This is a genomic window from Microbacterium oxydans, from assembly GCF_000956525.1.
Lineage (GTDB): Bacteria > Actinomycetota > Actinomycetes > Actinomycetales > Microbacteriaceae > Microbacterium > Microbacterium oxydans_A.
Genome location: NZ_JYIW01000024.1, coordinates 43466 through 60845, shown reverse-complemented (window position 1 = coordinate 60845; position 17380 = coordinate 43466). Strand labels below are relative to the sequence as shown.

The 17380-nt window shown below is 68.8% G+C and carries 19 protein-coding genes; 13 read left to right on the top strand and 6 right to left on the bottom strand.

Annotated elements, in window-relative coordinates; all coding sequences use genetic code 11:
- Positions 1-3 precede the first annotated feature (3 nt).
- From RS83_RS08740 to RS83_RS08725, 4 genes are all read left to right on the top strand, one after another.
- The gene (locus tag RS83_RS08740) at positions 4-564 is read left to right on the top strand and encodes a copper chaperone PCu(A)C (protein ID WP_052679012.1); all 561 of its coding nucleotides are present in this window, start codon (positions 4-6) and stop codon (positions 562-564) included.
- Complete coding sequence (locus tag RS83_RS08735; RefSeq protein ID WP_045279134.1) at positions 564-1799, top strand: Dyp-type peroxidase; 1236 nt, start codon at positions 564-566, stop codon at positions 1797-1799. Before RS83_RS08740 ends, RS83_RS08735 begins: the two co-directional genes overlap by 1 nt.
- Positions 1796-3220, top strand: a complete 1425-nt coding sequence (locus RS83_RS08730; protein ID WP_045279133.1) for a PepSY-associated TM helix domain-containing protein — start codon at positions 1796-1798, stop codon at positions 3218-3220. The genes RS83_RS08735 and RS83_RS08730 overlap by 4 nt, the downstream gene beginning before the upstream one ends.
- Positions 3221-3390: 170 nt before the next feature.
- Positions 3391-4272: an SDR family NAD(P)-dependent oxidoreductase gene (locus tag RS83_RS08725; RefSeq protein WP_045279132.1), complete on the top strand. Its 882-nt coding sequence runs from the start codon at positions 3391-3393 to the stop codon at positions 4270-4272.
- Between the two features lie 13 nt (positions 4273-4285).
- Here the strand turns inward: RS83_RS08725 and RS83_RS18965 are convergent, their stop codons facing one another.
- From RS83_RS18965 to RS83_RS08710, 3 genes are all read right to left on the bottom strand, one after another.
- Entirely contained in the window at positions 4286-4894 is a 609-nt protein-coding gene (locus tag RS83_RS18965) for a DUF4333 domain-containing protein (protein ID WP_197072095.1), read from the bottom strand.
- Positions 4895-4956: 62 nt separating this feature from the next.
- On the bottom strand, positions 4957-6225 hold the full coding sequence (locus RS83_RS08715) for a hemolysin family protein (RefSeq protein ID WP_045279131.1): 1269 nt from the start codon (positions 6223-6225) through the stop codon (positions 4957-4959).
- A 105-nt stretch (positions 6226-6330) separates the two neighbouring features.
- Positions 6331-7341: a TerC family protein gene (locus RS83_RS08710; RefSeq protein ID WP_045279130.1), complete on the bottom strand. Its 1011-nt coding sequence runs from the start codon at positions 7339-7341 to the stop codon at positions 6331-6333.
- Between the two features lie 269 nt (positions 7342-7610).
- Between RS83_RS08710 and RS83_RS08705 the strand changes: the two genes are divergently transcribed.
- The 4 genes from RS83_RS08705 to RS83_RS08690 all read left to right on the top strand — a co-directional run bounded on the left by RS83_RS08705 (position 7611) and on the right by RS83_RS08690 (position 10481).
- The gene (locus RS83_RS08705) at positions 7611-7982 is read left to right on the top strand and encodes a DoxX family protein (RefSeq protein ID WP_045279129.1); all 372 of its coding nucleotides are present in this window, start codon (positions 7611-7613) and stop codon (positions 7980-7982) included.
- Positions 7973-8875, top strand: coding sequence for a VOC family protein (locus RS83_RS08700; protein ID WP_082071598.1), 903 nt, complete (start codon positions 7973-7975; stop codon positions 8873-8875). Before RS83_RS08705 ends, RS83_RS08700 begins: the two co-directional genes overlap by 10 nt.
- A gap of 95 nt (positions 8876-8970) precedes the next feature.
- On the top strand, positions 8971-9933 hold the full coding sequence (locus RS83_RS08695) for an SDR family oxidoreductase (RefSeq protein ID WP_045279128.1): 963 nt from the start codon (positions 8971-8973) through the stop codon (positions 9931-9933).
- Between the two features lie 41 nt (positions 9934-9974).
- Positions 9975-10481, top strand: a complete 507-nt coding sequence (locus tag RS83_RS08690; protein ID WP_045279127.1) for a hypothetical protein — start codon at positions 9975-9977, stop codon at positions 10479-10481.
- Between the two features lie 259 nt (positions 10482-10740).
- Here the strand turns inward: RS83_RS08690 and RS83_RS08685 are convergent, their stop codons facing one another.
- A complete protein-coding gene (locus tag RS83_RS08685) occupies positions 10741-11589 on the bottom strand; it encodes a helix-turn-helix transcriptional regulator (RefSeq protein WP_045279126.1) in 849 nt (282 codons plus the stop codon).
- 161 nt (positions 11590-11750) lie between these two features.
- On the opposite strand from RS83_RS08685, the gene RS83_RS08680 reads away from it, so the two are divergent.
- The 3 genes from RS83_RS08680 (at position 11751) to RS83_RS08670 (ending at position 14099) form a co-directional block, all read left to right on the top strand.
- Entirely contained in the window at positions 11751-12776 is a 1026-nt protein-coding gene (locus RS83_RS08680; protein ID WP_045279125.1) for a zinc-dependent alcohol dehydrogenase family protein, read from the top strand.
- Between the two features lie 72 nt (positions 12777-12848).
- On the top strand, positions 12849-13634 hold the full coding sequence (locus RS83_RS08675) for a DNA/RNA non-specific endonuclease (RefSeq protein ID WP_045279406.1): 786 nt from the start codon (positions 12849-12851) through the stop codon (positions 13632-13634).
- Positions 13635-13700: 66 nt separating this feature from the next.
- A complete protein-coding gene (locus RS83_RS08670; protein WP_045279405.1) occupies positions 13701-14099 on the top strand; it encodes a VOC family protein in 399 nt (132 codons plus the stop codon).
- Here the strand turns inward: RS83_RS08670 and RS83_RS19120 are convergent.
- Entirely contained in the window at positions 14075-14755 is a 681-nt protein-coding gene (locus tag RS83_RS19120; protein ID WP_045279124.1) for a helix-turn-helix transcriptional regulator, read from the bottom strand. The genes RS83_RS08670 and RS83_RS19120 overlap by 25 nt on opposite strands.
- A gap of 67 nt (positions 14756-14822) precedes the next feature.
- On the opposite strand from RS83_RS19120, the gene arr reads away from it, so the two are divergent.
- Together arr and RS83_RS08655 are read left to right on the top strand one after the other, a co-directional pair.
- A complete protein-coding gene (gene arr / locus RS83_RS08660; RefSeq protein WP_045279123.1) occupies positions 14823-15230 on the top strand; it encodes an NAD(+)--rifampin ADP-ribosyltransferase in 408 nt (135 codons plus the stop codon).
- A gap of 26 nt (positions 15231-15256) precedes the next feature.
- Entirely contained in the window at positions 15257-16150 is an 894-nt protein-coding gene (locus RS83_RS08655; protein ID WP_045279122.1) for a dihydrodipicolinate synthase family protein, read from the top strand.
- Here RS83_RS08655 and RS83_RS08650 read toward each other — a convergent pair whose 3' ends face one another.
- Complete coding sequence (locus RS83_RS08650) at positions 16151-17332, bottom strand: MFS transporter (protein ID WP_052679008.1); 1182 nt, start codon at positions 17330-17332, stop codon at positions 16151-16153.
- Between the last annotated feature and the right edge of the window lie 48 nt (positions 17333-17380).

Below are 17380 nucleotides of genomic sequence, written 5' to 3'. Positions count from 1 at the left end.
CTCGTGAACACCACGACACGCACCACCGCACTGCCCCGCACCACTGCACTGCCCCGCTTCGTCTCACTCGTCGCGATCTCGCTGCTCGCTCTCACCGGGTGCGCTGCGACAGCCGACGACACCCGCGCCGACTCGGCTCCGGCCGGAGACTCGGTCACGATCGAGGACAGCTGGGTGAAGTCCGCGGACGAAGGGATGTCCGCAGCATTCGGCACCCTGGTCAACGACAGCGACCAGGAGGTCACGGTGGTCTCGGCCGAGTCCTCCGCCGCCACGATGCTCGAACTGCACGAGACCGTCGAGAACGAGGCCGGTGAGATGGTCATGCGCGAGATCGAAGGCGGTTTCGTGATCCCGGCGGGGGGCTCGATCGCGCTGGAACCGGGTGCCGACCACCTCATGTTCATGGACCTCACCGCGCCGCTCAAAGCGGGAGACACAGTCTCGGTCACGCTCACCTTCTCGGACGACTCGACGTACGAGTTCCAGGCACCGGTGAAGGACTACTCCGGCGCCAACGAGAACTACGAGGACGGCGACGAGCACGAAGGCATGGATCACTGATGCGCGCGCCCGCTGAGGGCGCGCGCACCGATCGCACCGGCTCGACCCGGCGGCAGTTCCTCCTCGGAGGGGCTGTCGCCGGTGTCGGCGCTGCAGCGGCGATCGGCGTGGACTACGCGCTCAACAGACAACCCGCACCGGCTCCAGCTCCCCCGATGAACGGCGAGGAGACCGTGCCGTTCTTCGGCGTGCACCAAGCCGGGATCGACACCGCCGCGCAGGCGCACGGCCAGTTCCTCGGCCTCGACCTGCTCGACGGCACGGATCGCGACGGGCTGACCCGCCTGATGCGGATCCTCACCGACGACGCCGCCCGGCTCACCCAGGGCCTGGCGGCGCTCGCCGACTCCGAGCCCGAGCTCGCGATGTCACCGGCACGCCTGACCGTGACCTTCGGGTTCGGCCAGGGCTTCGTGGCGCGAGCCGCCGGCGCAGCTCCGGTCTGGCTCGCCCCGCTCCCGGCGTTCTCGATCGATCGGCTGCAGCCGGAGTTCAGCGACGGCGACCTGCTGATCCAGGTCGCCGGCGACGATCCGCTGACGGTCGCGCATGCGGCACGGATGCTGCTGAAAGACGCCCGCAGCTTCGCATCGTTGCGGTGGAGCCAGACCGGGTTCCGCCGCGCCTACGGCACGGAACGCCCCGGCACCACCATGCGCAACCTGTTCGGCCAGGTCGACGGCACCACGAACCCGGAACCGGGCACGAAGGACTTCGACGCCGTGGTGTGGGCGGCCGACGGATGGATGGCCGGCGGCACCGGCGCGGTGATCCGCCGCATCCGGATGGACCTCGACAAGTGGGACCGCCTGGATCGCAGCGGACGAGAGGCATCCGTGGGGCGGACCATGTCGAACGGGGCGCCGTTGACCGGCGCGAAGGAGTTCGATGAACCGGACTTCGACGCGACGACGGCAGTCGGCTTCCCCGTGATCCCGCAGTTCGCGCACATCCGTCGTGCGCGTGGCGACGACGGCGAGCGCATCTTCCGTCGCGGCTACAACTACGACGAGCGCCCCTCTGATACGAGCGTCTCGGAGTCCGGCCTGCTCTTCGTATCGTTCCAGGCTGACATCGACCGCCAGTTCACCCCCATGCAGCAGCGCCTCGCCGACCTCGATCTGCTGAACGAATGGACGACGCCGATCGGCTCAGCGGTGTTCGCGGTCCCGCCGGGCTGCGACGAGGGCGGCTTCATCGGCGAGACGCTGCTCACCGGCGGAGGTGCGGCATGACGCTCACGGCCCCGGCACCCAGCGCCGAACCCCGTCCGGCCCGCCGGCGCCGAAGCGGCTGGTTCGGTGCGATGCTGTTGCGACTCCACTTCTTCGCCGGCATCCTCGTCGGTCCGTTCATCCTGATCGCCGCGGTGAGTGGGGCGCTGTACGCGTTGACGCCGCAGCTCGAACAGGCCGTGTACGCGCACGAGCTGCACGCACCGGCGACCGAGTCGACGCTCACGCTGGCCGAGCAGATCACGGTCGCCGAGCAGTACATCGGCGACGCGGCGACGTTGTCGGCCGTGCGGCCTGCCCCGGAGCCGGGCGACACCACGCGCATCCTGTTCGCGCAGGACGGGCTGGGGGCGAGTGAATCCCGTGCCGTGTTCATCGACCCTGGTACCGGCGAGATCCGCGGCGACCTGACGGTCTACGGCACCAGCGGCGCGCTGCCGTTGCGCACCTGGATCGACAATCTGCACCGCAACCTGCACCTCGGGGAGTTCGGTCGGGGCTACAGCGAGCTCGCGGCATCCTGGCTGGGGATCGTCGCCCTCGCCGGGCTCGCACTGTGGATCATCCGCATCCGGAAAGCGCGCGTCAAGCGCGACCTCGTGCGCCCGAACCGCGCCCACACGGGGTACCGGCGGGTGTTCGGCTGGCACGCCTCGGTCGGGATCTGGGTGGTGCTCGGCGCACTGTTCCTCTCGGCGACCGGCATCACCTGGTCGCAGTACGCCGGCACGAACGTCTCGAACCTGCGGGCGTCCCTCGACTGGGGAACACCGACGCTCGTCACGACCCTGGGCGATCAGGCGGATGCTCCGGCCGACGAGCACGCGCACCATCACGGCGCCGAGTCCGCTCCGACCGGCGCCGCGAACCCAGCGACGTTCGACGCGGTGCTCGCGATCGCGCAGCGCACGAACGTGAACACGGGACAGGTCGAGATCAAGCCACCGGCAGAACCGGGTGCCGCCTGGGTGGTGCGCGAGATCAAGACGTCGTTCCCGACCGAGGTCGACACGGTCGCGATCGACGGCACGTCCATGCAGGTGGTCGACCGCGTCGACTTCGCGGACTACTCGCTGCCCGCGAAGCTCGCACGCTGGGGCATCGACCTGCACATGGGCGCGATGTTCGGTCTCGCGAATCAGCTCGTGCTGTTCCTGATCGCCGGCGCGATCGCCGCCATGGTCGTGCTCGGCTATCTCATGTGGTGGAAGCGGCGTCCGGCGCGGGATCCGCGACGCCTCGTCGGCGCTCCCCCGCGGCGTGGTGCAGTGGGAGACGCCCCTTGGTGGGGTGTCGCCGCCGTCGCCCTCGGTGCAGTGCTGATCGGAGTGTGGCTGCCGCTCGTCGGGTGGACGTTGCTGGGCTTCGTCGTGCTCGACGTGCTGCTGGGGGTAATCGCCAGCGCGCGTCGTCACGCCTGACCCTCTCCCCTTGCTGCCCTCCCTCCTCTCCCTGCTCCCCTGCCGACCCACCCCTTACATGCGACCCACCCCCTTGCGAGCGTGCGTTAAGGGGGTGGGTCGCGCCGAAGGGGGCCGCTCGGCGACACGAGAGCGAGGGCGGATGCGGCGAGTGCGCGTAAGTTGAGGGGATGGATGCCACCGGCCGCACGATCCTCGTCACCGGAGCGAACGCCGGCATCGGCTACTGGTGCGTCGAGCAGCTCGCCGCCCGCGGTGCGCGCGTCCTGCTCGGCTGCCGCTCCCCGGAGCGCGCAGCCCGCGCAGTCGACGCCGTCCGCGCGCGGGTAGCGGATGCCGACCTCCGGGTCATCCGCCTCGACCTCGGCTCTCTCGCGAGCGTCGCCGAGGCGGCATCCGGCATCGACGAGCGCCTCGACGCCGTCATCTGCAACGCCGGGGTGAAGGCTGCGGATCGCGCCGCCCGCACGAGCGACGGGCTCGACCTCATGGTCGGCACGAACTTCCTCGGGCACTTCGCGCTGATCGCCCAACTCGACGCCGCGCTGGCTGCAGACGCGAGAGTCGTCGCAGTCGGCTCACTCGCCCACCGCTTCGCGTCGATCGATCCGGCCACGCTGGATCAGCCGTGGCGCGGCACATCGCTGCGGCAGTACGGCAGGTCGAAGGCGGCGCTGATGGCGTTCGCGTTCGAGCTCGATCGACGGTGGTCAGCCTCCGAGCGGTCGGCGGTGTGCGCGCACCCGGGCTACGCGGTCGATCCGCTCACCGCCCAGCGACCCGGCATCAGCGAGGTGGCGACGCCGATCCGGGCCCTGGCCGCCGTGACACGAGTCCTGGTCCAGGGCAAGGACGACGGCGCACTGCCGATCGTGCACGCAGCGACCGCGGCCGACGTCGTGGGCGGCGACTACTGGGGGCCGGGTGGACTCGCGGAGTTCCGCGGCAGACCGGTCAGGGTGGCCGCAAGCGACCAGGTGCGATCGGCCGGTGTCGGTCGCGAGCTCTGGACGGTCGCAGAGCGGCTCACCGGCGTGCCGTTCACTGCCTGACCGGAGCGTCGCGTCAGCCGGCGAGCTCCGGGATGACCACGTTGACCGAGTAGGACGACCCGTCGACGTCGGAGATCGTGACGGATGCCGCGTACTGGGTACCGCCTTCGATCGCGGTGCAGTCGAGCGTGAATCCGTTCGAGACCTCATGGTCTCCGCCGGGGCAGACAACTCCCGGGTTCGTCAGCACACCGGCATCCTGCAACGCCTTCTCCGCGGTCGCCGCGATCTCACTGGCGCTCAGCACGAGCGTGCCGGTGGCGATCGTCGGGTCAGGGGACGGAGCATCCTCCGACGCGCCGTTCGGTGCATCGGCCACCTGCACCGAGACCGTGACGTTCGTGCCCTCGACCTTCGAGAGCGTGACGTCGGCATCGAACTCCGACCCCGACGCCGGGTCGGTCAGCAGGCACGGCACGGTGGTGCCCTGCTTCAGCTCGATGTCATCCGCACCGCAGTCGATCTGCGGGCGTGTGCCGATCTCGGCCTCCAGTGCGTCCTCGGCGAGGCCGGCGATCTTGTCGGGCGAGACGGTCGCGGTGATGCTGGCCGTGCATCCACTGAGCGCGGCCGCGAGCGTGATGACGGCGGTGGCGAGCAGGACGGGACGAGACGTGCGCATGGAATGGTTCCCCTGATCGGATCGTCCGGCCAGCGTATCGCGCCCTGTCCTGCAGCCCCGGGTCATTCGTCGGCGTGAGGGGTGACCCGCACTCTGGCGATGCGCCGGCGATCGAGCTCGGCGACCTGGATGGTCGCGCCATCCACATCGACCGTGTCGCCGACGACCGCCAGGCGTCCGAGCTGCTCGGTCACGAAACCGGCCACCGTGTCGGACGAACCGCGCGGCAGCTCGATCCCGGTCGCCTCCTCGAAGTCCTGCAGATTGAGGCGACCGTCGAGGTCTCCGCCCGGCGACTCCAGCACCGCGGTGTCGTACTCGTCGAAGATCTCGCCGACGACCTCCTCGACCAGATCCTCGAGCGTGACGAGCCCGTCGGTTCCGCCGTACTCGTCGACGACCACCGCGATGTGGTGACCGTCTGCGCGCAGGCGAGTCAAGGTCGGCAGCACGCGGGCCGTCGAGGGGATGTATGGGATCGGACGCACGAGCGTGTCGAGCGGACGCACCGGATCGGCGGCGAATGCCTCGAACAGGTCGCGGACGTGCACGAAGCCCGTGATGTCGTCGATCGACTTGTCGGAGACCGGGTATCGAGAGAACGGCAGCTCACGAACCTGCGCCATGGCCTCGGCGACGGTCGCGGTCTCATCGAGCGCGACCACCTCCGGCCGCGGCCGCATGACCTCGCTGATCTGGCGGCCGCGCAGCGAGAGGACGTCGTCGAGGATCCGCCGTTCGTCGTCGGGGAGCCCCTGATGCGACGCCACGATGTCGCGCACCTCTTCGTCGGTGAGCTCGTCGGAGGTCTTGTCCGGATCGCCGCCGAGCAGACGCACGAGCGCGTTCGTCGAGATCGACAGCAGCCAGATCACCGGCCGCATGACGACTGCGAAGCCGTTGAGCGCCGGGGCGATCGCGTACGCGAACTGTACGTTGCGCTGGATCGCCAGCCGCTTGGGCACCAGCTCGCCCAGCACGAGGGAGAGGTAGGCGATGATCAGCGTCAGCACGAGCGTCGCGATCGTCAGCGACAGCGCGGGAGCCAGCCCCCACGACTCGAGCATCGGGGCCAGCGACGGCGCGATCGAGGTCGCACCGTACGCTGCCGACGCGAATCCGGCGACCGTCACGCCGATCTGCACCGCCGAGAGGAACGTGTTGGGGTTCCGCGCGAGCGCAGCGACCTTGGCCCCGCGGCGGCCACGGAGCGAGATCGCGTTGATCTGGCTGTCACGGAGTGTGACGAGGGCCATCTCGGTCGCCGCGAACACACCACCGATCAGGACGAACGCGAAGACGAGGGCGATGTTCCAGACGAGATCGCCCATCAGCGGGCGGCCTGCGTCGTGGTGAGGTGCGCGCCCGGCGTGAACCGGGCGCTCGTACTGTCAGAGTCCGAAGAGTCAGAACAGTGGGCGTTCAAGGAGGGCTCCTTAGTTGTCGGTGGATTCGGTGTGTTCGGATGCTGCGGTGACGGATGCGGGCGAGCGACGCGTCTTGATGAGGCTCGCCACGGTGGCGACGGCGATGGTCGCGCCGATGAACAGCAGCGAGAACCAGATCGGGATCTCGGGCGCCCACTCGACGCCGTGTCCACCGTTGATGAACGGCAGCTCGTTGACGTGCAGAGCGTGCAGCACGAGCTTCACACCGATGAAGGCGAGGATGACCGCGAGGCCCTGCGCCAGGTAGACGAGACGCTCGAGCAGACCGCCGATGAGGAAGTACAGCTGACGCAGACCCATCAGGGCGAAGGCGTTGGCGGTGAAGACGATGTACGCCTGATCGGTGAGGCCGTAGATGGCAGGGATCGAGTCGACCGCGAAGACCAGGTCGATGAAGCCGATCGCGATGATCGTGAGCAGCATCGGGGTGACGAAGCGCTTGCCGTTCTTGACGACCGTCAGCTTGTCGCCGTTGTACTCGTCGCTCACCGGAAGGTGGCGGCGCACGAAGTTCATGAAGCGGCCGTTCGCCGGGTTGCTGTCGTGGTTGCTGAACGCCTGGCGGTAGGCGAGCACGAGGAGCAGCGCGCCGAACAGGTAGAAGATCCAGGAGAAGTTCTCGATGAGGGTGGCGCCGACCGCGATGAAGATGCCTCGCAGGATCAGCGCGATCACGATGCCGATCATCAGCACCTTCTGCTGGTACTTCTTCGGCACCGCGAACCCGGTCATCACGATCAAGAAGACGAACAGGTTGTCGATCGACAGCGCCTTCTCGGTCAGGTAGCCGGCGAAGTACTCGCCGCCGTAGGTCCAGCCGGAGAACATGCCGATGCCGACGCCGAACAGCAGCGCCAGGCTGATGTAGAACACCGACCAGCGCGCGGATTCGCCGATCGTCGGCTCATGCGGCGTGCGGACGTGCGCGAAGAACTCGTACACGAAGAATGCGATCGTGACGGCGATCGTGATGATCCAGATGAGGGGGGTGATGTCCAAGAGAGGCTCCAGAGTCGGCGTAGCAGAAAGCAGCGCCAAAGTCTTCTCCATTCCTGAGATCAGGAACCGATGGACCGGGATGCGATTGCAACCGTAATGACGAACCCACCGTGTCGGAGTACTCCCCTTGGTGCGTCCATTCTACGGGACGCGGAACCCACTCGTCGACCATCGGCCGAGACGAGCGGAATGCGGAGGCTCCGATCGTGGTTGTTTGAAAAGTCAATCAATCTGCCTCGACAGGCAGCACCCTCGCAGAAGGACTTCACATGCAGATCGCGTACTGGATCGTCGCCGGTATCCTCGCTCTCGCCTACCTGGCAGCCGGCGGGCTGAAGGTCGTGCGACCGCCGAGGAAGCTCGCGGAGTCCGGCCTCACATGGGCGCCCGACTTCCCCACCTGGACCGTCAAGACGATCGGCCTGCTCGAAGTGCTGGGCGCGATCGGCCTGATCCTCGCTCCGCTCACCGGCATCGCCACGGTCCTGGCCCCGCTCGCGGCACTCGGCCTCGCGCTCGTGCAGATCGGCGCGATCATCACGCACATCGCGCGCGGCGAAGTGAAGACGCTCGTCGTCAACGTCGTACTGCTGCTCCTCGCTGTCGCGGCCGCCTGGCTCGGATTCGCGACATGGGCGTGACGCCGGCCGCCTGGCGCGGCACCCCGACCGCCACCGCCGGCTCCGCTCCCGACGGCACGCAGATGGACACCGTCGAGCTGCTCGTGCGCGACCTCGACTCGATGACCGCGTACTACCAGCAGGCCGTCACGCTCGACGTGCTCGACCAGTCCGGCGCCACCGCCGTGCTCGGCCGAGGCACCCAGCGGATCATGACGTTGCGCCAGGAGCGAGAGCTGCCGACCGCCGCTCCGCGCAGCGCAGGGCTGTACCACACGGCCATCCTGTTCCAGGATCAGCGGCACCTCGCAGCCTCGCTCGCCTCGATGGCGCAGCACGTGCCGCAGACGTACACCGGTTCGGCCGACCACCTGGTCAGCGAGGCGTTCTACTTCACCGACCCCGAGGGCAACGGCCTCGAGCTCTACCACGACCGCCCGCGCGATCAGTGGCAGCTGCTGCCCGGCGGAGGCGTGCAGATGGGATCCCTCCCGCTCGACCCGAACGGGTTCCTGCGGGAGTGGCTCGACGAGGATGCCGTTGATGCCGGCGACACCGCGGCGATCGGCCATGTGCACCTGCAGGTCGGCGACATCCCGACCGCCAAGCGGTTCTACGTCGACATGCTCGGCTTCGACGTCACGGCCGACATGGGGTCGGCGCTCTTCGTCTCGGCCGGCGGGTACCACCACCACATCGGCATGAACACCTGGCAGAGCGCGGGCGCAGGTCCTCGTGCCGCCGCGCTGGGGCTCGGCGATGTGCGCATCGTCGTGCCGACCCGCGACGACGTCGAGAGCATCGCCGAGCGCATCCGCTCCCACGGCATCGCCGGGGCCGACGACGGGCGCGCACTGCGCCTGGCCGACCCGTGGGGCACGAGCCTGGTGATCTCGCCCGAAGGCGCCGCCTGACCTGAGACGAGGGGTGCTCGCGCTCCATGGATCGGTGCTCCCTGGATACCCGTTCCGACCTCGGGGAGAGTGATGTGCGACAGAAGGAGTGCGACATGGCACCGAGATCGATCGACATCCCCGTCCCGTCACTGAACGGTCGACGTGCGCTGGTGACCGGCGGCAGCGACGGGATCGGGCTGCATATCGCCACCCGTCTCGCCGCGGCCGGCGCAGATCTCGTGCTGCCGGTCCGCAACCAGGAGAAGGGCGAGCGGGCGGCATCCGGCATCCGCTCTGCGATCCCGGCGGCGACCGTGACCGTTCTCCCGCTCGACCTGTCGTCGCTCGACTCCATCGCGACCCTCGGCGAGACCCTCCGCGCTGAGGGTCATCCGATCCATCTGCTGATCAACAACGCCGGGGTCATGATGCCGCCGAGCCGGCAGGTCACCGCCGACGAGTTCGAACTGCAGTTCGGCACCAACCACCTCGGTCATTTCGCGCTCGTCGCGCACCTGCATCCGCTGCTGCGCGCGGGGAACGCACGTGTGACATCACAGGTGAGCGTCTCCGCGACCGCCGGGTCGATCAACTGGGCGGACCCCAACTGGGAGAAGTCGTACAACGGGAGCACCGCCTACAGCCAGTCGAAGATCGCCCTGGGGCTGTTCGGCCTCGAGCTCGATCGCCGCAGTGAGGCATCGGGCTGGGGGATCACGAGCAATCTCGCGCATCCGGGGGTGGCGCCGACGAGCCTGCTCGCCGCCCGACCGGAACTCGGACGATCACGCGACACCGTCGGGGTCCGCGTCATCCGATGGGGCTCCGCTCGGGGGATCCTCGTCGGCACCCCTGAGACCGCGGCGCTCCCGGCGCTCTACGCCGCGACGTCTCCGGAAGCGCGACGAGCTCGCTTCTACGGCCCCCGAGGAATCGGACACCTCGGGGGCGCCCCGGCAGAGCAGCCGATGTACTCCCGACTCCGCAGCCCGGAAGAAGCCGCACGCGTCTGGGAGCTCTCGGAGGAGCTGACCGGCGTCGCCTTCCCTGAGAACGACACAGCGATGCGCTCGTAAGCTGAGGCGATGGACAGCACTCCCAGAGGGTCGGCGACAGCATGACCGCGGACATCGACGAGCCGGAACGCGCCGCACGTGCCGCGCACCTCAAGGAACGCATCTACCTGACGTTCGCGGCGCTCGCGGTCGTGATCACACTGTCGACACACGGCCACGTCACCGCAGGGGATGCGGCGAAGACACTGATCGTCACGGTACTCGGCACCCTGCTTGCCGTGTTCACCGCCGACCTCGTGTCACATCTGGTCGTGCACGGTCGACTGTTCACCGGTCCTGAGCTGCGGCACGCGGTGAGCTCGAGCTTCGGGGCGCTCAGCACCGTCGCGCTGCCGTTCATCTTCCTCGGCTTCGCAGGGCTCGACGTCTGGCACACCGACACCGCCCTGCGCGCGAGCGCGATCGCGCTGGTCGCCTCACTCGTCGTGATCGGATGGGTGGCTGTGCGGCGCATCCCGCTCACGTGGTTCCAGCGTCTGATCGCACTCGGCGCCGAAGCAGCCCTCGGTCTCGCCGTGATCGGGCTGCAGGTGCTCGCGCACGGATGACCTGACGCTGGGGCGCCTCTGGGTCGCCTCTGGGGCGCCTCTGGGGCGCTGAGCTGCCTCTGGGTCGCTGAGCCACCTCTGGGTCGCTGAGCTTGTCGAAGCGCGCCCCTCAGGACCCTTCGACAGGCTCAGGGACCCAACCTGGAGAGTCCCGACCCTTCGACAGGCTCAGGGACCCAACCTGGAGACTCCGGGCCCTTCGACAAGCTCAGGGACCCAGCCTGGAGACTCAGGGACCCAGCCGGCAGGGGATCACCGATCACCGCGCCTCGGTCGCGACCCAGCTGGCGAGCATCTTGAGCTTGTCCTCGGAGGGCGTGTTCGGCTCGGCGGTGTACGTCGCCATGCGGAGTCCCGGGTCGGCCGGCAGCTCGAAGGCCTCGTAGACGAGCTCGATCTCGCCCACCAGAGGATGGTTCAGGCGTTTCACCCCGCTGCGGTGATAGCGCACGTTATGTGCGGCCCACAGTGTGCGGAACCGGTCGCTTCGCGTGGAGAGCTCCCCGACCAGGTCGCTGAGCTTGCGGTCGTAGGGGTTGCGCCCGGCCTCGCCACGGAGCGCGGCCACGAGGTCCTGCGTGCTGCGCTCCCAGTCGACGTAGAAGTCGTGTGCCGCGGGGTTCAGGAAGGCGAAGCGCGCACTGTTCGGCTCGGCCTCGGCCCAGACCGGCGCGTACAGCGCTCGGCCGAGTTCGTTCGCGCCGAGGTAGTCGAAGTAGTTGTTGCTGACGAGGGCGGGCGCGCCGGTCATGGCGTCGAGCAGACGCTGGATGCTCGGGCGGATCGACTCGGTCTTCTTGCGCGGCTTGCGCGCGACCGGAGACGCGTTCGCGGTACGGGCGAGGTCGAACAGGTGCGCGGTCTCGGCGTCGTCGAGCTGCAGGGCTCTGGCGAGCGAATCGAGCACGCTGTCGGAGACGCCGGAGAGATCGCCGCGCTCGAGGCGCGTGTAGTAGTCGACGCTCACGCCGGCGAGCAACGACACCTCTTCGCGGCGCAGACCGGGCACCCGACGGTTGCCACCGAATGCCGGGAGCCCAGCCTGGTCGGGGGTGATGCGGGCGCGCCTCGTGGAGAGGAACTCGCGCACGTCGCTCCGGGTGTCCATACTCAGACGCTACGCCCTGCAGGCCCGAGAAGGGAGGTAACACCAGCCCCTCCCACTCCCCCGCATCCGTTCCCACACTGGAAGTGCGACCATGAATGCCATGGCAGCCCTGCCGACGGCCTGACTCGAAGACACCCACTCACCCGAAGGAGCATCACCACATGCGTGGAGTCATCATGCACGGACCCGGCGACGTCCGGGTCGAGGACCGGCCGAAGCCGACCATCACCCGACCGACGGATGCCGTCATCAAGCTCGCCGCGACCTGCATCTGCGGATCCGATCTCTGGCCGTACCGCGGCGCGGACGGCGTCGATGCCACGCCGATGGGACACGAGTACGTCGGCGTCGTCGAGGAGATCGGCGATGCCGTCGAGCACATCAAGGTCGGCGACTTCGTCGTCGGATCGTTCATGGCATCCGACAACACCTGCGAGATCTGTCAGGCCGGCTACCAGTCGCGCTGCGTGCATGTCGTCTCGATGGGCAGCATCGGCACCCAGGCCGAGTACGCGCTGATCCCGCACGCCGACGGAACCCTGGTCGCGACGCCAGGACAGCCCGATCCCGATCTGGTGCCCGCCCTGCTCGCGGCATCCGACGTGCTCGGCACCGGCTGGTTCGCCGCCGTCGCCGCTGAGGTCGGGCCCGGCAAGACCGTCGCCGTGGTCGGCGATGGCGCGGTCGGACTGCTCGGCATCCTCGCCGCCAAGGAGCTCGGCGCCGAGCGGATCATCGCGATGAGCCGGCACGCCGACCGGCAGGAGCTCGCCCGCAGCTTCGGCGCGACCGACATCGTCGAGGAGCGAGGGGATGCCGGCGTCGCCAGGATCAAGGAGCTGACGAACGGTCTCGGCGCGCACTCCGTGATCGAGGCGGTCGGCACGCAGGAGTCGATGATGCAGGCGATCCGCTCGACTCGCCCCGGTGGGCACATCGGCTACGTCGGTGTCTCGCACGACGTGGAGCTGCCGGGAGCGGAGCTGTTCTTCTCGGGCGTGCATCTGCACGGTGGTCCGGCTCCGGTGCGGCGGTTCCTGCCGAAGCTGATCCAGCTCATCTGGGATCGCGAGATCGACCCTGGCGTGGTGTTCGATCTCACGCTGCCGCTCGAGGATGCCGCGGAAGGCTACAGGGCGATGGACGAACGCCGCGCCACGAAGGTGCTGCTGACCCTCGGCGCGTGACGGCGGCGGGGCGCGGCCGACCCTGACGAACCGCCTCCCCGGATGTCACAGGCCTGCGGCACCATGGGACGCATGACCGACGGCTACGATCCCGCGTTCCTCGCCACAGCTGTGCCGATCCCCCGACCGTCCGGGGAGGTCCGCGATCTCGCCTATCCGCGATTCTCGGTCCTCCTCGACCCGGCACGGCGTCTCGCCGCCGTCACCGGGGTGAACATCGACGGTGCGCTGCTTCGCGATCTCCCTCGGGCGGGCGACTGGCGGCTCGACCCGAGGATCCCGGCAGCGGAGCAGACCGGAGCCGAGGTGTACTCCCGGAACGACCTCGACCGCGGTCATCTGGTTCGTCGGCGTGATCCGGGATGGGGAGAGACTGCGGCGGCGCAGGATGCGATGGCCGCGACGTTCTTCTATCCGAATGCTGCGCCGCAGGCGGCCGGCTTCAACCAGTCGAAGGAGCTCTGGCTCGGACTCGAGGACCACGTGCTCGCCTACGCCGAGGCCACGGATCAGCGGTTGAGCGTGTTCACGGCTCCGGTCCTCGGCGACGACGATCCCGCGTACCGCGGCATCCGGATCCCCCTCCGGTTCTGGAAGATCGCAGCCTGGCAGGCACCGACCGGTCTTCGCGCTGCCGGCTTCGTGCTCGACCAGACCGAGCTCGTCGACACCCGCGACGGGCTGCTCGCCCAGCCGCCACTCGGCGCCTTCCGCACGTTTCAGGTTCCGGTGGCGGACATCGCCGGAATCACCCGTGTCGACCTCGGACCGTTGCCTGCGGCGGATGTCCTGCAGGACCGGAACGTGCAGGCTGGTGGATGGCGCTCGCTCGGTTCGATCGGCGACGTGATCCTCTGAGTCGCGCCGCGACATGTGGCCGTTCTGTTCACGACGCCGCTGTTCGCGTCGCCATACGGTGAGACCATGACATTGAGATTCGGCTTCATCGGCATCGTGACACATGACATGGCGGCCTCGCTCGCGTTCTATCGGGCGCTGGGCGTGTCGATCGACGAGGGCCAGGATGACGCGCCCCACGTCGATGCGACGCTCGACGGCGGCGTGACGATCGCCTGGGACACGATCGAGACGATCCGCGGATTCGACCCGGGCTTCGTGCCGGCGACCGGCGGGCATCGCATCGCCCTCGCCTTCGACCTGGGCACCCCGGACGAGGTGGATGCCGCGTTCGCGGCCATCGTCGCTGCCGGGTACCCCGCGCACGTCGAACCGTGGGACGCGCACTGGGGCCAGCGTTATGCGACGCTGCTCGATCCTGACGGCAACTCCGTCGACCTCTACGCGGCGTTGCCTGCGAACTGAGCCGGGCTCACGCCGGCCAGCCGTCGGAACTCTCGCGAGAGATGCGGCTGGTCGGCGTAGCCGGCCCGCGCCGCGGCATCCGCGATCGGCACGCCCCGCAGCAGCAAGGTCTGTGCGCGACGAGCACGCTCGATGCGTACGAGCGTCGCGTACCCGTAGCCGAAGGTCGCGAGCATCCGCCGCCGCAGCGTGCGCACGGAATCTCCGAGCTCGACGGCTGCGACGGCGGCGGGCACCGAGCGCGCTGCCCTGCTCCGTACCTCTTCCGACCAGCGGTTCCGCGCTGCGGCATCCCTCGCCAGCCAGGTGATCCCGTCGATCGCCTGCGCGTCATCGCGAATATGCGACAGATCAGCGCGCAGCGATGCAGCGCGGCGTGAACCCACCACGTCATCGAGGCTCACCAGCTGGTCGGCGATCTCCGACAGCCCGAGGCGCAGGAACGAGCCGGCGAACCCCGGCGGCAGCCGGATTCCGAGTGACCCATCGTCGCCGTCGCGTTCGGTGACGATGAACCGCGTCGACGGTCCGGCGACGACGACGTGGTCGCCCCGCAGGATCAGATCCGCGCAGCCATCCGCAGGAATCGTCGATCCGCCACCGCCCGTCGAAAGCCACAGCACAGCGCCATGCGGAAGCGCGGTCTCGGAGTACACGTGACCATCCTCCCAAACCACCTTCCGATTTCTTCCGCTCGGTCGGCGTCCGCCCTACGCTGTCGTGATGAGCGAAGCGCTGGATGATGGACCGTTCTTCCACGGCACGAAGGCCGATCTCGCGGCGGGTGAGCTGCTGACCGCGGGTTTCCGGTCGAACTACCGCCCCGAGATCGTGATGAATCACATCTACTTCACCGCGCAACGCGACGGCGCCGGACTCGCTGCCGAACTCGCAGCCGGAGATGCCGCGCCGCGCGTGTATGAGGTCGAGCCGACCGGCGCGTTCGAGAACGACCCGAATTTGACCGACAAGAAGTTCCCCGGGAACCCCACTCGGTCATATCGGAGCACCGAGCCGATCCGCGTGATCGGCGAGGTCCTCGACTGGACGCGACTGACGCCCGAGGCGCTGGCGGCGTGGAAAGAACGGATCGCGACCATCAACGCGGAGCGCGGCGAGATCATCAACTGACCGCACCACCGACGATTGGACTGCCGATGTTCTCGGGCCTCAACGCGTTCCCCCACACCCCGCTTCGCGACGAGTCGTTCGACGAGGCGGCGTTCGCGCGCCTGATCGAGCGACTCCTGGTGGCCGGGGTCGATTCGATCACGGCGCTCGGGTCGACGGGGTCGTACATGTACCTCGACCGCGACGAGCGACGCCGCGTCGCGGAGGCCGCCGTGCGGCACGCGGGCGATGTTCCGGTCATGGTCGGGATCGGCGCGATCCGAACGTCGCACGTGCAGCAGCTGGCGGACGACGCGCAGCAGGCCGGCGCCGGGGCCGTGCTGCTCGCGCCGGTCACCTATCAGCGGTTGGGCGACGACGAGGTGTTCGGCCTGTTCGAAGCTGTCACCGCCGGGTTGTCCGTGCCGCTCGCGGTCTATGACAATCCCGGCACCACCCACGTCACGTTCAGCGATGACCTCTACGCTCGCATCGCGACGCTGCCCAAGGTCGCCTCGATCAAGATCCCCGGGATCTCGGCCGATCCGGTCGAGGCATCCGGACGGGTCGAGAAGCTCCGGACACTCCTTCCCAGCACCGTCACGATCGGCATCTCCGGCGATGCATCCGCGGCCACCGGCCTGAACGCCGGCTGCGACGCGTGGTACTCCGCCATCGGCGGCATCCTTCCGGCACCCGCGGTCGCGATCACCCGGGCTGCGCTCTCCGGCGACACCGACAGGGCCTCGGCCGGATCCGCTCGACTGCTGCCGCTGTGGACGCTGTTCGGTGAGTACGGCAGCTACCGGGTGACCGCCGCGATCGGCGAGCATCTCGGACTCCTCGCTCCCGACAGCCTGCCCCGCCCGGTGCGAGGACTCGACGCAAGCGGTCGCGCGCGGGTGGAGCGGATCATCGCCGAACTGCAGCTCTCGGACTGATCAGCGGCGGCTGATTCGGCGCAACACGCTGGCACCTCGATGGTCGACGGCCCAGACGATGAGGGCGCAGAGCGCGAAGGCGGCCCCCAGGATGCTGGATCCCGTCCATCCGGCGATCGCGAAGACGGACGAGGTGGCCGTCGCGCCGAGCGCCGAGCCGAGGGAGTAGAAGGCCATGTACCCGCCGATGACGCTGCTGGTGCGGTCCGGGTGCACGGTGGTGAGCGCGTGCTGATTGCTCACGTGCACGGCCTGTACGGCGAAATCCAGCACGATGACCCCGACGATGAGCAGCCACAGCGACCACATCGCCTGCCCGGTGGCTACCCAGGAGCCGATGAGCAGCACGAGCGCGCCGCCGGTCACCAGGCTCGAGCGCCCGGAGTCAGCCCATCGACCTGCTCGGGCGGCGCCGGCCGCGCCGACGAGCCCGGCGAGGCCGAAGAGCCCGATCTGCGCAGGATCGAGATGCCACGGCGCCTCGGACAGCGGAAGCGCCAGACCGCTCCAGAGCGTGCCGAACGACGCGAACAGGAAGAAGGCGATGAGGCCGCGAGAGAGGAACAGGCGTTCGCGGAAGAGCCCGCCGAGCGACCCGAGCACTCGACGATAGGTGGTGCGTTCGACTCTTCGATCGCTCGGCAGGAGTCGGAGCGCGAGGAACGCCAAGAGCAGCAGGAGCAGCGCGAGGACGAGATAGATGCTGCGCCAGCCCCAGGCATCCGCAAGGGCGCCTGCGGCGACGCGTGAGCCCAGGATGCCGAGGACGACCCCGGATGTCACCAGTCCGAGGTTCCGGCCCCGCTCCTCCGGGGCAGACGACGACGCCGTGTACGCGACGGCTGTCTGCACCACGACCGCGAACAAGCCAGCACCCGCGAGTCCGACGAACAGGACCCATGCCGTCGTCGCGGTCGCGGCGAGCGCGACGCCGACGGCCGCCAGCAGGAGATGAGCGGCGATCAGCCGCCGCCGGTCCATCAGATCACCGAGGGGCACGAGTGCCACCAGCCCGACGAGGTATCCGAGCTGCCCTGCCGCGACGATCCAGCCCCAGTGGCTGCTCGGCAGGGCGAGGTCGCGCCCCATCTGCTCGAGGACGGGCTGCGCGGCATAGATGCTCCCGACCGCCACCGCGCACACCGTCGCCAGCAGCATCCTGCGACCGAGGGGCACGCTCATTCATCCTCCTGATTGAGTAGCAAAGTGAAACCAAATTGACCGTACGGC